At 67.3% G+C, this 13488-nt stretch carries 15 protein-coding genes and 1 pseudogene; 5 read left to right on the plus strand and 11 right to left on the minus strand.

Annotation, left to right across the window (positions count from 1 at the left end; genetic code table 11):
* The first annotated feature begins 14 nt into the window (after positions 1-14).
* The gene (locus tag AAHS21_RS19905) at positions 15-674 is read left to right on the plus strand and encodes a hypothetical protein (RefSeq protein ID WP_342929287.1); all 660 of its coding nucleotides are present in this window, start codon (positions 15-17) and stop codon (positions 672-674) included.
* 277 nt (positions 675-951) lie between these two features.
* Here the strand turns inward: AAHS21_RS19905 and AAHS21_RS19910 are convergent, their stop codons facing one another.
* The 6 genes from AAHS21_RS19910 to AAHS21_RS19935 all read right to left on the minus strand — a co-directional run bounded on the left by AAHS21_RS19910 (position 952) and on the right by AAHS21_RS19935 (position 5626).
* Positions 952-2196 carry an AAA family ATPase gene (locus AAHS21_RS19910; RefSeq protein ID WP_342929288.1) on the minus strand — a complete coding sequence of 415 codons (1245 nt, stop codon included), beginning with the start codon at positions 2194-2196 and terminating at the stop codon, positions 952-954.
* The gene (locus tag AAHS21_RS19915; RefSeq protein WP_342929289.1) at positions 2187-3080 is read right to left on the minus strand and encodes a bifunctional DNA primase/polymerase; all 894 of its coding nucleotides are present in this window, start codon (positions 3078-3080) and stop codon (positions 2187-2189) included. Before AAHS21_RS19915 ends, AAHS21_RS19910 begins: the two co-directional genes overlap by 10 nt.
* On the minus strand, positions 3073-3528 hold the full coding sequence (locus AAHS21_RS19920; protein ID WP_342929290.1) for a hypothetical protein: 456 nt from the start codon (positions 3526-3528) through the stop codon (positions 3073-3075). Before AAHS21_RS19920 ends, AAHS21_RS19915 begins: the two co-directional genes overlap by 8 nt.
* On the minus strand, positions 3525-3662 hold the full coding sequence (locus AAHS21_RS19925) for a hypothetical protein (RefSeq protein ID WP_342929291.1): 138 nt from the start codon (positions 3660-3662) through the stop codon (positions 3525-3527). The genes AAHS21_RS19920 and AAHS21_RS19925 overlap by 4 nt, the downstream gene beginning before the upstream one ends.
* The gene (locus tag AAHS21_RS19930) at positions 3655-3909 is read right to left on the minus strand and encodes a hypothetical protein (RefSeq protein WP_342929292.1); all 255 of its coding nucleotides are present in this window, start codon (positions 3907-3909) and stop codon (positions 3655-3657) included. The genes AAHS21_RS19925 and AAHS21_RS19930 overlap by 8 nt, the downstream gene beginning before the upstream one ends.
* 184 nt (positions 3910-4093) lie before the next feature.
* The gene (locus AAHS21_RS19935; protein ID WP_342929293.1) at positions 4094-5626 is read right to left on the minus strand and encodes a recombinase family protein; all 1533 of its coding nucleotides are present in this window, start codon (positions 5624-5626) and stop codon (positions 4094-4096) included.
* 43 nt (positions 5627-5669) lie between these two features.
* Between AAHS21_RS19935 and AAHS21_RS19940 the strand changes: the two are divergent.
* A pseudogene (locus AAHS21_RS19940) lies at positions 5670-5945 on the plus strand (cyclodehydratase); the annotation flags it as partial.
* 104 nt (positions 5946-6049) lie between these two features.
* Positions 6050-7393 carry an AarF/UbiB family protein gene (locus tag AAHS21_RS19945; RefSeq protein ID WP_342929342.1) on the plus strand — a complete coding sequence of 448 codons (1344 nt, stop codon included), beginning with the start codon at positions 6050-6052 and terminating at the stop codon, positions 7391-7393.
* Here the strand turns inward: AAHS21_RS19945 and AAHS21_RS19950 are convergent.
* From AAHS21_RS19950 to AAHS21_RS19960, 3 genes are all read right to left on the minus strand, one after another.
* Positions 7390-7659: a WhiB family transcriptional regulator gene (locus tag AAHS21_RS19950; protein ID WP_342929294.1), complete on the minus strand. Its 270-nt coding sequence runs from the start codon at positions 7657-7659 to the stop codon at positions 7390-7392. The two genes, AAHS21_RS19945 and AAHS21_RS19950, sit on opposite strands and share 4 nt — an antisense overlap.
* A gap of 141 nt (positions 7660-7800) precedes the next feature.
* Positions 7801-7950, minus strand: a complete 150-nt coding sequence (locus AAHS21_RS19955) for a hypothetical protein (RefSeq protein ID WP_342929295.1) — start codon at positions 7948-7950, stop codon at positions 7801-7803.
* A gap of 131 nt (positions 7951-8081) precedes the next feature.
* Positions 8082-10193, minus strand: coding sequence for an ATP-dependent DNA helicase UvrD2 (locus tag AAHS21_RS19960; protein ID WP_342929296.1), 2112 nt, complete (start codon positions 10191-10193; stop codon positions 8082-8084).
* A 277-nt stretch (positions 10194-10470) separates the two neighbouring features.
* Here AAHS21_RS19960 and mrx1 point away from each other — a divergent pair, with 277 nt between their 5' ends.
* Together mrx1 and AAHS21_RS19970 are read left to right on the plus strand one after the other, a co-directional pair.
* Entirely contained in the window at positions 10471-10725 is a 255-nt protein-coding gene (gene mrx1, locus AAHS21_RS19965; protein WP_342929343.1) for a mycoredoxin Mrx1, read from the plus strand.
* Between the two features lie 43 nt (positions 10726-10768).
* The gene (locus AAHS21_RS19970; protein ID WP_342929297.1) at positions 10769-11434 is read left to right on the plus strand and encodes a sensor domain-containing protein; all 666 of its coding nucleotides are present in this window, start codon (positions 10769-10771) and stop codon (positions 11432-11434) included.
* A 4-nt stretch (positions 11435-11438) separates the two neighbouring features.
* On the opposite strand, the gene nudC is transcribed toward AAHS21_RS19970, so the two are convergent.
* Both nudC and AAHS21_RS19980 read right to left on the minus strand, forming a co-directional pair.
* A complete protein-coding gene (gene nudC, locus AAHS21_RS19975; protein ID WP_342929298.1) occupies positions 11439-12362 on the minus strand; it encodes an NAD(+) diphosphatase in 924 nt (307 codons plus the stop codon).
* Positions 12362-13432: a potassium channel family protein gene (locus tag AAHS21_RS19980; RefSeq protein ID WP_342929299.1), complete on the minus strand. Its 1071-nt coding sequence runs from the start codon at positions 13430-13432 to the stop codon at positions 12362-12364. The genes nudC and AAHS21_RS19980 overlap by 1 nt, the downstream gene beginning before the upstream one ends.
* Positions 13433-13488: the final 56 nt, after the last annotated feature.

A 13488-nucleotide genomic window follows, 5' to 3' on the forward strand; every position in this document is an offset into this window, starting at 1 on the left:
ACCCAAGGAGACTCATGCACCGAGACCAACTGGTGGAGCATTACCCGACGCTGTTCCACATGGCCTCATCCGGAAGCTGGCCGACCATCCAGACCCACGGACTGTGGACCACGCAGCAGATCGTCGCCACCTCCGCGGGTGCCTTCGAGGAGGCCGCCCTAGCGGAGCGGCGACCCCACTCCATCACCGCCGAACACCCGACACTCGGGCGGGTAACTATCCGAGACCAGGCCCCGCTGCGCCTGCAGTTCCTCGAACGATCCCTGACCGACATGTCGGTCATGCAGTGGCTCGAGGCACTCAACAACCGGGTGTTCTTCTGGCTGCACCCCGACAAGCTGGACAAGCTCCTCGGCGCCCGGCTGTACAGATCTTCCGAGCAGGACGTGGTGGTGATCGACACGAAGAGCCTCCTAGACGCACATGAAGCCCGCGTGCGGCTATCACCCGTCAACTCTGGCGCGACGCTATATCCGAACGCCACCGCCCGCGGATCGCACACCTTCACCACCATCGAGGACTACCCCTACGCCGAGCGGCGCCGGACAGGAAAGACGGTCCGCGAAGCAGTGACTGAGCTCGCTGTCATCGATGGCGTCCACGACATTCGCGACCACGTGATCCGCGTTGAACGGCGCCTTGGGCATGAGGTCCTCGAGCGCTACCAAGTGTGACCTGAGCTTGTCAGGGCGATGGTGCACATCGGCAGGGCAGGTGGCCGACGTCAGCGAACTCGCCCGGCGGGGGGAATCATGAAGCACGGCAGGTTTGCCTGGTGTGAGTTCACTACCACTGCTGACTGAGTGACTGCGCCCCTAAGGGGCGCAATCGTTGCACTCAGTCCTAGCCGGGTAGGGGCAATGATGCGAGCGCGCGCAATCGGTGGCCGCGCTCAGTGCACCGCTCGCGCGTATTTGCCGTGCTCCGTGGGCATTTGACCGATTGCGGTGGTTAGTCCGACTCCGCACTCAGTCGCCGCTTTGCGTCGCAGTCAGGGTGAACACCGCGGGCGAGGCCTGTGATCGGTCGTGAGCACACCGAGCACGGGTTCGCCAGGGTGTAGAGGTGGGACTTTCGCGGTCCCGGGGTCCAGGTCAGAATGCCCTCGGCGACACCGTGTTTCAGCGCGGGGTCGATCGTACGGGCGTTGCGCTTGTACTTCTTGGCCCGTTTGAGGATCGCGTTCCGGGTCATCTCGGTGCCCTCGCCGTCGGCTAGTTGCTTGACCAGGATCTCGATGACCTCCTTGAGTACCTCCTCCTTGTCGGCCTTGCTCGCATGGGCCTGGCGGGTGCCGTCCTTGTAGGTCAACCGCCGGGTCTCGGGGTCGAAGTTCAGGCGGCCCTCGGGCACGTCGACGTCGCGCCCGTAGGCGGTGAAGTACCGAGGCGAGTCGGGTGTGTCCTTCTCGCGGACCAGCCGCCAGGTTGCGTCGGGCCAGTCCTGCAGCCGGGAATCGCCGCGGGCTCGTTCGCCGGAGTGGCCCATGTGGTGGACGACGACGGCTTCGCTGATGCCGGAGTCGGCCAGGAGGGCGTCGAAGGCGACCAGGAAGCGCCCGGCGTCGTGGTTCTCGTCGAGGTCCAGGGCGTCGAGGACCGGGCGCAGGCAGTCCAGGATCAGGTAGTCGGCCCCGCCCAGGCGCTCGGCCCACTCCGCCCGCACGCCCTCGTTGAGGATGTTGAAGGCGCCGAGGTGCCCGCGCATGGCCACCACCTCGACCCGGTCGGCATTGGTGATGCGCTGGTCCCGGAACCAGCGGCGCAAGGTGTGCTCGGCGAGCTCGTCGTCGATGAGCACGGCGCGCTGTGCCCCGGTGGTCACCGGGAACCGGCCCAGGAAGGGGTCGCCGTCGGCGAGGGACCGCAGCAGGTTGCCGACCAGGGTGCTCTTGCCCGCCTTGTATTGGGCCACCAGCAACACCCGTCCCTGCGCCGGTGCCAACCGGTCGATGCGGTACTGGGCATCGGCGTCGGGTTCGGCGAGCAGCTCGGCCAAGCTGCGGAACGAGGGGAGGGGCGACGGCGGGTGGATCTCCGCGTCGAAACGACGCTGCGCCTCGTGATTGATCCGCAGCTGGCAGAGGCGGTCCTCGACCGCCTCCTCGTCGAGGTCGGCGTCATCACCGGCCGAACCGTTCAGGCCGATCAGCATCGGCTCGGACTGCATCTCCCGGCAGGACCCGATCATCGCCATGGTCCTTCCTGTGCGAGGACCGCGGCGATCGCGTCGCCGATTGTGCGTTCGGCCTCGCGGGACGGCAGCCCGGCATCGGCGGCGGCGTCGGCCAGCGCGGCGTAGATGGGGTCCCCCTCGTCGACGAGGCCCTCGTCGGCGGCGCGGCAGGCCGCCCAGTACAAGACCGAATGGCGTTGGCCCTCAGGGGCGTTCGCGACAGCACGTACCAGGCCCCGGCACTTCCGCCGGACCTCGCTGGGAGACAATCGCCTGGCGTGACGCCGGGGTCGACGCCGTGCTACCCGCCCGGGCCTGGTGGCCAGCTCGCACAGCCACCCGGGGGCGACGGCGATGTCGGCCACCGGCCTTTCGAACGTGTAGGGCTTCTCGGTGAGCCCGTGCAGGCTGGGTGGCATGACGACGAAACCCCGCTCGTGGCAGAGGATGTCGACGCCGGGGCACAGGGTGCCGCGCGCGGGTGCGTGGACGCCGTCGAACCACAGGTGGCGACCGCCGTCGCCACGGCCGCTGATCGTGGTCATGGTCGGCGGCAGCGGGCCGTGCTCGGCCTCCAACCCGGCCAGGGCGACGTCGCCACCGTGCCGGGGGTCGACGTCCAGGACGATCTGGCCGGGGTGCGGCCTGGCCCCGATCCCGTGGTCGGGATGGTCGGCCCAGTACTGGTCGGCCCAGTCCACGTCGCTGCTAGCGTCGTAGAACCCGTGGCCCAGCAATCCGCACTCCCCGTGGCAATTTCGGGCCTGCGGGCCGAACAACGAGTGCGGATTGCTTAGTGCGGGGATCTTGCTGCGCGGGATCAGCGGGATGGTCGCGAACCCGTATTCGCGGTAGACGACGGCCACCTCGCGGTTGTCCTGCCGGTATCGGTAGTGGCTAGCCATGGTCGCCCCGGTGAGTGCTGGCGCGGCCGTCTTTCTCGGTCCTCCTAGAAGGCCCCGCAATGCGCCGGGGTCCTTCGCCCTTGGGATCGAAGGAAAGCGCCTCACCGTCCCCCACGAAGGCTAGGGGGCGCAATTCGTGGGCCCGGAACCAGGTGACATTGCTGCTTGAGAGCGACCCGTTGGGTCGCCTAGACACCGAGCCGAACGCCAGCCCGTACTCGGTTAGGTGGGGACGCTTACCGTCCGCATTGACCTCGATGACGGTCCCGGTCTTGCCGCGAAAGCGCGGCCAGGTTCCTTTGGCTGGGTACCGGGTCTCGTCGCGTTCGATGCGGACACGGTGGCCGACGGTCAGCTTCGACATGCCTTTCCCGTCCGAGGTGGTTTCCTCGCCGCCGGGGCGGGCACGACGTCGGCTGCCCCCGGCGTCCGAGGCCATCGCCGTCACGACGCCACCTCCAGGGCGGCTCGCCGGACGGGCGCGAGCAGTTCGACGAGCCGGACCCGCTGGGCCTCACTTAGTTCTGGGGCTCCGGCCAGGATCTCCTCGACATAGTCGGCGATTGCCGGGACATCAGACATGCGCGCCCCCGCTAAGGCCGCGCTTGGCGTTCAGCAGCGAGATGAGGTGCTCGATCTCGTCGTCCGTCATCGACGGGATGGCGGCCAGCGCCAAGCGCACGTGCTCTTCGAGCTTGAGCGCGCGAAGGTTCCTACGCGCTTCGACGAGGTCGGGATCTTCGGGCGAGCGCTCGCCGTTCTTCACACAGCGAGCGAGAGCGCCGACGCGGGCGCGTTCGGACTTCCAGGAACGTGATGGTGGGGGCATGGCTGGGACCTCCGGGCAGCTGGGAAAACACTGCCCCGTCCACAGCCCGATCCGGCGACCTCAGGGGATACATCAATGCTCACGGCTTGCCCCGTCTTAAGTGCCGGATCATGCACCTCGGGGACCGCACCGAAATGGTAGGAGGAGCTACGCCCTTACGCACCTGCGGAAGCGGAATTGCGGTCTAGATCACACCGAGCGCACGGGTCGGAGCGATGGTTTGGTGTCCCTTCCACGTCACCCGCACCGTTTCTGGTTCGAAGCCAGGGCCGTGCTTCTCGCGGGGCATCAGGACCACCTCCATGCCGAGCGTCTCCAACACGGCCCGCCGGGCGGATACCGGCATCGACTCCCAGTTCTCGGCAGCCTTCGGTCCAGCGAGCTTTCTCAACGATTCGATGTCCAAGGATTGGACCGCCGCGTCACGTTCGCGGCGGGTGGCCTCCAATTCAGGTATCAGCTTGGCCGTGATGCGCTCGAGCTGGCGAATGGTGATCTTCCCGTCGGCCTGAGAGTCGGCGGCCTGGTCGAGGCGCTGCTGCAGTTCGTCGCAACGGTCCGATAGTCGGCGGGCGCGCTCGTCGTCACCCAGCATCCAGTCCAGCGCATCGGGTTTGGCCAGCCTCCCCGCGACCACTTGAGCAACTAGGTTGTCAACGGCGCCCTGGAGGCGACCGGTGCACCCGCGCGGCCCTGCGCACATGTAGATCAGGGCTTGGTCCCGTCGACCGTTACGCCGGGCAACTCGGAGCATGCCCCCGCAAACCCCGCACCTGCCGACGCCGTGGGTCAGCAGGTGCTTACGTGCGCCGGGGCGTGCTCCGCTGTGGCTCCGTCGCTCCGTCGCCGACAGCAGGGCAACCACTCGATCGTGCTTCGCCCGCTCGACGATCGGCTCCCAATCCCCCGGCATCTCGGTGCCGCCGTTGTCGCGTTTGCGGTAGCGGCGGATGGCGGCGTTGGCGTCCCGAACCACCAGGGTCCGCACGGTGGACTTCGCCCACCTTCGGGTCGGAGGCCTTCGCCCCTTAGCCTCCCGTTGCCCTCGCACGTCGGTGGGGCTCTTCATCCACTGGGCGTAGCCGGGGGCCGGTTCATCGCGAGCATTCATATCGCGATACAACGCGTTGAGGGACTCCCCCGCCAGAAGCCGGTCCACCAATTCGCGCACGATGGCCGCCTCGTGCTCGTTGACGACCTGCTCGGCGTGGATACCGCGGCCAACGCGGTCCCATCCGTACGGGCAGTAGCCCCAGGATTTACCACGCCGGGCGAGGTCGGCGATGGCTGCCGAGACCCTTTCCGCCTTCACCTCCCCCTCCATGGAGTCGAAGGCGGTCATCATGTCTGCCAGCCCTCGCCCGTAGGCAGACCTCAGGTCCAGCGACGGCCCCTTGACCGCGATGACGTCGACGTTGTGCTTTCCGAAGGTGTTGATCACCTCCGCGCGGTCCCTGCGAGACCGCATCAACCGCGACGACTGCCAAGCGATGACGTGATCGACCCGCTCGGAGCGGACCAGCTCCCATACCTGCTCGTATCCCGGTCTGCGTAACCCCTTGCTGGCGGTGACGTCGTTCTCGACTATCTGTGCCACGACCTCGTAACCGCGGGCCTGGGCCAACGCACGCATGTCATGAAGCTGGCGGTTGACGCCGATCTCCTCGCCGGTCTTGTCCACGCTGATCCGCGCGTACAGCACAGCTCGTTCCGCCACTCGAACCCCTCGGCCGAAAAGTAGTTCCTCCTAAGATGTTATCAGCTGCCTGGGCTGCGCCGATCTGCACCGCAGCGACCGGGACGCCGCGTGGCCGGCGGTCGCGGCCCAGCTACGCGAGACCGTTGGTGTGGCCGATCGGCCCACTCTGCTGGCGACCGCCGCGCTGGCGCTGAGCCAGGTACACCGCGTGATCGCGGCGGTGCGCGGTGACCATGCCCGGCAACCGCAGGCGTTGAACGCCACCCTGGAATTCGATCTGCACGCGGGAGCCATCGTCGCGCGGCAATGGACCAAGCATCCGTTGTGTTCGTGCTGATCGGGCCGCCGTCCGAGTGGCCGGGTAAGTACGGCCCGACGTCACCGCCGGTCGGCCTGACACCCCACTGTTGCCTAGATCAAGCCCGGGGCGGCCGCGTCGTCATGGATGATGGGTATGTGTCTGAGATTAAACGGGGTCGGGCGGCGCGCAACGCGAAGCTGGCCAGTATTCCGGTCGGCTTTGCTGCGCGGTCCGCACTGGGCTTCGGGAAGCGGCTGACCGGCAAGTCGAAAGACGACGTCCAGGCCGAATTGCTAGAAAAGGCTGCCAACCAGCTTTTCCAGGTGCTGGGCGAACTCAAGGGCGGGGCGATGAAGGTCGGGCAGGCCCTCTCCGTGATGGAAGCAGCCATTCCCGAGGAGTTCGGTGAGCCGTACCGCGAAGCGCTGACGAAGTTGCAGAAGGACGCTCCGCCGCTGCCCGCCGAGAAGGTGCACCGGGTGCTCGACGCGCAGTTGGGCACCAAGTGGCGGGACCGCTTCACTTCGTTCGACGACACCCCGGTGGCTTCGGCCAGCATCGGCCAGGTGCACAAGGCGCTGTGGTCCGATGGCCGCGAGGTGGCCGTCAAGATCCAGTACCCGGGCGCCGACGAGGCCCTGCGGGCCGACCTGAAGACGATGCAGCGAATGGTCGGGGTGGCCAAACAGCTCGCGCCCGGCGCCGATGTTCAGGGCGTGGTTGACGAGCTGATCGAACGCACCGAGATGGAACTCGACTACCGGCTGGAGGCCGACAACCAGCGCGCGTTCGCCAAGGCGTATCGCGATCATCCGCACTTCGCGGTGCCGCGCGTGGTGGCCAGCGCACCCAAGGTCGTGGTCCAGGAATGGATCCAGGGGGTGCCGATGGCCGAGATCATCCGCCACGGCACCGTCGAGCAGCGCGATCTGATCGGCACCCGGCTCCTCGAGCTCACCTTCGACGCCCCGCGCCGGTTGCAGATGCTGCACGGCGACGCGCACCCGGGAAACTTCATGCTGTTGGCCGACGGCCGGATGGCCGTCATCGACTTCGGCGCCGTCGCGCCCATGCCCGGTGGCTTTCCGATCGAACTCGGGATGACCATCCGGTTGGCCCGCGACAAGAACTACGACCTGCTGCTGCCGACGATGGAAAAGGCCGGCTTCATCCAGAAAGGACAGCAGGTGTCGGTGCGCGACATCGACGACATGCTGCGCCAGTACGTCGAACCGGTCGAGGTGGACGTTTTCCACTACACCCGCAAGTGGTTGCAGAAGATGTCGGCCGTCGAGATCGACCGATCGGTGTCGCAGATCCGCACGGCCCGGCAGATGGATCTACCACCCAAACTGGTGATCCCGATGCGGGTGATCATGTCGGTGGCCGCGATCCTGTGCCAGCTGGACGCTCACGTGCCGATCAAGGCGCTGACCGAGGAGCTGGTCCCCGGTTTCGCCGACCCCGACGTCGCGGCCGTTTAGGCGGCGACCGCGTCCTTGCGCGGGCGTCCGCGCGGACGTTTGTAGCTCACGACCGAGCCCCGATCGAATATCTCGCCGCCCCACACTCCCCACGGTTCGGCACGGTCCAGCGCCGCGGCCAGGCACTCTCGCCGGACCGGGCAGTCCGTGCAGAGCGTCTTGGCGCGCTCCAGGTCGGCCGGGGCGTCGGCAAACCATAGATCGGGATCGCCGGCGTGACATGGCAACGCCGGCGCGGGCTGTCTGGGGACTGTCTGTGCCGACATGTCCTGCTCACCTGCTTCCTGGTCGGGTGTCCTTCTTCGGTGATCCGGACCAGGTTGCGGGCTTCGAAAGATTTCAGCCCCAAAAACTATGGCCACGGATCCGTGTGACTTCGGGTCCGTGGCCATTTGAAAACCGGGTGGTTACGTACTTCCCCGATCCACGAACGCGTCAGTCGCGGCGGCGGCGCGATGCTTGGCACCGGCCGCCTTTACGGCGGCGTGGGCGGCGTGGGAGGTCCACGCGGACAGCACCGCGCCGGCCACGCCTACCTCGAACGTGTCGTTGATCATCGTGGCCACCTCCTCTCGCCTGGGCGCATGCCAGCGTCGCACCGGCAGCAGATTGCGCTTCCGAGAGTAGATGTTAGCCCACGGCGCTGACAACCGATTTTCTGAGCTGCGCGTTTGGCGTCGGGAGACGATCAGGCGCGGCCACGCACCAACTCCAGCACGTCGGCTCCGTACTGCTCGAGTTTGCGCGCCCCGATACCCGGGATCGCGATCAGCGCCGCTTCGTCGTCGGGCAATAGTTCGGCGATCGCGATCAGCGTGTTGTCGGTGAAGACGACATACGCGGGCACCTTCTGTTCCTTGGCGACGTCCAGTCGCCACTGTCTGAGCCGCAGCAACAACGCCTCGTCGATGTCGGCCGAGCATGTCTCGCAGCGGCGCAGCATGACGGCCGCCGGGGTGGTCAGGTTGTTGTTGCAGATCCGGCACCGCGACGCGCCTTGCTTGCGCCTGGATTTGCCCGGCGCCGGGTCGACGCGCGCCTGCGGTGCGATGCCGTTGAGAAACCGCGACGGCTTGCGGGTCTGCCGGCCGCCCGGGCTGCGCGACAGCGCCCAGGACAGCGCCAAATGCACTCGGGCCCTGGTGATTCCGACATACAGCAGACGACGCTCTTCCTCGACCGGTTCGCTCTCGGCGCCATGGGCCAACGCGTGCGAGATGGGCAGAGTGCCGTCGGCCAACCCGACCAGGAACACCGCATCCCATTCCAGGCCCTTGGCGGCGTGCAACGACGCGAGCGTGACGCCCTGCACCACCGGCGGATGGCGCGCGTCGGCCCGGACCCGCAGCTCAGCCACCAAGCCCGGCAACTCCAGCTGCGGGCGCTGCGCGACCTCGTCGTCGACCAGCTCGGCCAACGCGGACAGCGCCTCCCAGCGCTCCCGGGCCCGGGTGCCGTCGGGTTCGCCGGCGGTCAGCCCCAGGGGTTCCAGCACCGCGCGGACCACGTCGGGCAGTGGCTTGTCCAGGGGCCCTTCAGCGCCGCGCTCGGCCGCCCGGCGCAGGGCCACCATCGCCTGCTTGATCTCCTGGCGGTTGAAGAAGCCCTCGCCGCCGCGAACCTGGTAGGCGATGCCCGCCTCGGTCAGCGCTTCCTCGTAGATCTCCGACTGCGCATTGACGCGGTAGAGCACCGCGATTTCCGATGGCGCCGTGCCCGATTCGATCAGCCCGCCGATCGCCTTCGCGACCGCGGCCGCCTCGGCGGTTTCGTCGGGATGCTCGCGAAACGTCGGAGCCGGGCCCGGCGCCCGCTGCCCGGACAGCTGCAGCTTGCTGCCGGCCACCCGGCCGCGGGCCGCCGCGATCACCTGGTTGGCCAGCGAGACCACCTGCGGGGTGGAACGGTAATCGCGCTCCAGCCGCACCACCGTGGCGTCCGGGAACTGCCGCGAGAAGTCGAGCAGGAAACGGGGCGAAGCACCGGTGAACGAGTAGATGGTCTGGTTGGCGTCGCCGACGACCGTGAGGTCGTCTCGATCGCCCAGCCACGCCGACAGCACCCGCTGTTGCAGCGGGGTGACGTCCTGGTACTCGTCGACCACGAAGCAGCGGTAACGGTCACGGAACTCCTCAGCGACCGCGGCGTCGTTCTCGATCGCGGCCGCGGTGTGCAGCAGCAGGTCGTCGAAGTCGAGCAGCGTCACCGCTTCGTCGCGGACCTTGAGCGCCTCGTAGGCGGTGTAGACGTCGGCGACCTTCTTGGCGTCCAGCGGGATGTCGCGGCCCGCGGCGGCGACCTCGCTCGGATACGCCTCCGGGCTGATCAGCGAGGCCTTGGCCCATTCGATCTCGCCGGCCAGGTCGCGCACATCGTCGGTGCTGACATTGAGCCGTAACCGGTTGGCCGCGCGGGCCACGACGGCGAACTTGGTGTCCAGCAGCTGCCACCCGGTGTCGCCGACCACTCGCGGCCAGAAGTACCGCAGCTGGCGGTGTGCGGCCGAGTGAAAGGTCAGGGCCTGCACGGCGCCGACCCCCGATCCGGTCTGGTTATTGGCGTCCAGCGTGCGTAATCGCGAGCGCATCTCCCCCGCCGCGCGCTGGGTGAACGTGACCGCAAGCACCTGCCCGGCGGCGACATGGCCGCTCGCGACGAGCTGGGCGATGCGATGCGTGATGGTGCGGGTCTTGCCTGTTCCGGCACCCGCGAGCACACAAACCGGTCCGCGCGGCGCCAGCACGGCCTCGCGCTGCTCGTCGTCCAGCCCGGCGGTCAGTGGATCGGCGACCATGGGCATGCCGTCCATCTTGGCAGCGGTTGCCGACAAACCTGGTGTTTCGCCACGCCGTAGGCCGGGCGCCCGCTACACGGAACGCATCGTCGGCGGGCCCAACCCCACCGCCCGCCTCCTCAACGCCCGCTACACGGAACGCATCGTCGGCGGGCTCGGCCAAATTGCCCGCCTCCTCAACGCCCGCTACACGGAACGCATCGTCGGCGGGCTCGGCCAAATTGCCCGCCTCCTCAGCGCCCGCTACACGGAACGCATCGTCGGCGGGCTAAGTTATCGGGTTATGAGCAACGCTCCGATTACCGTTTACACCACGTCATGGTGTGGCTATTGCCACCGGCTCATGACCGTGCTCAAGTCCAACGGAATCCCCTACGAGACGGTCGACATCGAACACGACTCGGCGGCCGCAGAATTCGTCGGTTCGGTCAACGGCGGCAACCAGACCGTGCCGACGGTCAAGTTCGCCGACGGATCGACCCTGACCAACCCGAGTGCTGCCGAGGTGAAAGCGAAGCTGGCTCAGGTCGCCGGCTGAACCGCGGCAACCTGTTCGCCGCTGCCGACCTACGATACGAACCATGGCGTGGACGTTGCGATCGCGACCGATCGGCTCGATTCGCAACGTGCGCTTAGCCGCGATCGCGGGCTGTGCAGTGCTGCTGATGTCGGGATGCTCGCATCCGAGCACTCCGGCCAAGTCCCAGCAGCCGCACGTCACGCATGTCGACGACATGATCGTCGGACTGTCCGATGTCCGTCGCATTGCCAAAGCCGACGATCTCGACCGCGCCGAGGCGGACCTGAAGAAACCGGCCCCATCGGACGCCAACGCTCCGGAACCGTGCCGCGTGGTCGGCCACAACGAGCTCACCTTCGGTAACAACTGGACGGAGTTTCGCAGCGCGGGTTATCACGGGGTCACCGACGACATCGAACCGATGGGCCGGGCGATGGTCAATGGAGTCACCCAGGCGGCGGGGCGCTATGCGAATCCCGATGCAGCGCAAGGCGCGTTCCGTCAGCTGGAATCGTCGCTGCACGCGTGTATGGATCTGCACGATCCGAACTACAGCTTCGCCCTCGACAAGCCGGATCCGTCGACATTGCGGCTCAGCGCCCACCAGTGGAGCCATCTGTACCGCATCGAGTCCGCGGTGCTGGTGTCGGTCGGCGTGGTGGGTCTTGAAGCCTCGGATCAGATCGCGAACTCCGTCCTGCAGATCATCACCGATCGCATCAACTAGCGCGTCAATCGAGCTTTGCCCAGGATTCGATGATCACCCGGGCGATCGAAATCGAGCCTGGCAGAAGCAGTTTCGAGTCGGACGAACTGCTCCAGTCGCCGACGGCAAGTGCCGCGCGCACCTCGTCGCGGGTGAACCAGGCCGCCTCGGCGATTTCACCGTCGTTGAACGAGAACTCCTCGTCGGGGTCGCCCAACGCGTGAAAGCCGACCATAAGCGAACGGGGAAAGGGCCACGGCTGGCTGCCCAGGTAGCGAACATCGGTGACGGTGAGGCCGATTTCCTCGCGGATCTCCCGGACCACGCAGACCTCGAAAGACTCTCCTGCTTCGACGAATCCGGCCAGCAGAGAGAACATTCGCTCGGGCCACACCGCCTGGCGGGCCAGGACCGCGCGGTCACCACCGTCGTGCACCAGACAGATGACCGCCGGGTCGATCCGCGGGAACTCCTCGTGCCCGGTGACCGGGTTGACTCGCGACCAGCCCGCCCGGGCCGGTTTCGTCGGGGAGCCGTCCACCGCGCTAAACCGCGCCCTGTCATGCCAATTCAGCAACGCAACGGCCGATGCCACCAGTTGACTGCTGGTGTCGTCGAAGATCGGGCCGAGGCTGCGCAGGTTCACCACCTCGGTTTGGGCGTCCGGGTCCTCGGGTGCCTGCAGCGCTCCCCTGATGGCCCAGACGTGCTGGCCGTTCTCGATGCGGCCGAGGAAAACAGCGTCGTGTGGCGGCTTTTCGCCCAGTTCGGCCGCCGCGCCGAGCACCACCCGGCCGCCCGCGACCAGCACCTGGTTGCGCGAATCCACCCGCAGCACCGCTGCGTCCGCCCATCCGACGGTGGCCGCGTCGACATCGGTACGCAGTTGATCGGCCCGGTCGGCGCCGACGCGCGAGAGCAACGGCACACTGCTGAGCTGAAAGTCCACTAGTGCCCCGCGCTTTTGATGTAGAGCAGCCGGTCGGTGGCCTCGATGGCATCGACTTCGGGTGCGTCGATGCGCAGCAGACGTCCGTCGCGCACGACTCCCAGCACGATGTCGCGCAGGTGACGCGGCGACCCGCCGACCTCACTGGCCTCCACTTCGCGTTCGGCGATGGCCAGCCCGGCGTCCGGCGTGAGCAGATCCTCGATCATCTCCACCACGCTGGGCGTGGTGGTGGCCAGACCGAGCAGCCGGCCGGCGGTCTCCGAGGAGACGACAACCGAGTCCGCGCCCGATTGCTGCAGCAGGTGCGAATTCTCGGCTTCCCGGATGGCGGCCACGATTCTGGCCTTGGGCGCGATTTCGCGTGCCGTCAGGGTCACCAGCACGGCGGTGTCGTCACGGTTGGTGGCCACGATGATCGACGACGCGTGCTGCGCTCCGGCCAGCCGCAGTACGTCGGACTTGGTGCCGTCGCCGCGCACCGTGACCAGCCCGGCGGTGGTGGCGTGCTCGAGAGCGCTGCGATCGGTGTCGACGACGACGATTTCGCCCTGAGCGGCCTCGTCGCTGACCCGGGCGGCGACGGCACGTTTACCCTTGGTGCCGTAGCCGATCACGATGGTGTGGTTACGCACTCTGTTCCTCCAACGCTGGATTTTCCACCCCTGCCGGGACCGCTCGGAAAGCACCTCGAGCGTGGTTCCGACCAACACGACCAGGAACGCGATGCGCAGCGGGGTGAAGACAACGGTGTTGACCAGGCGCGCGGTTTCGGTAATCGGCGTGATGTCGCCATAACCGGTCGTTGACAGCGAGACCGCCGAGAAATACAGACAGTCCAGGAACGTCAGCCGCCCGCCGCGCACGTCGCGGTAGCCGTTGCGGTCGAGGTACACGACAAGGGCGGCACCGAACAAGACCACCAGCGCGATGATCAGCCGGCGGGTGATGACGCGAGCGGGGCTGCCGTGGTCTTCCGGGATACGCAGCACGCCGACCAGCAGATGACCGGGCTGGGTGGTCAGTCTCTCGTCGAGACCTCTCAGCCGTCGCAACCTACCCTTGGGCACAGCGGTCCATCATTGGCTGGACAACACCGCACGCCACACGCACGACTCACATGTAA

It is taken from the genome of Mycobacterium sp. 050272 (assembly GCF_039023525.1).
GTDB lineage: Bacteria > Actinomycetota > Actinomycetes > Mycobacteriales > Mycobacteriaceae > Mycobacterium.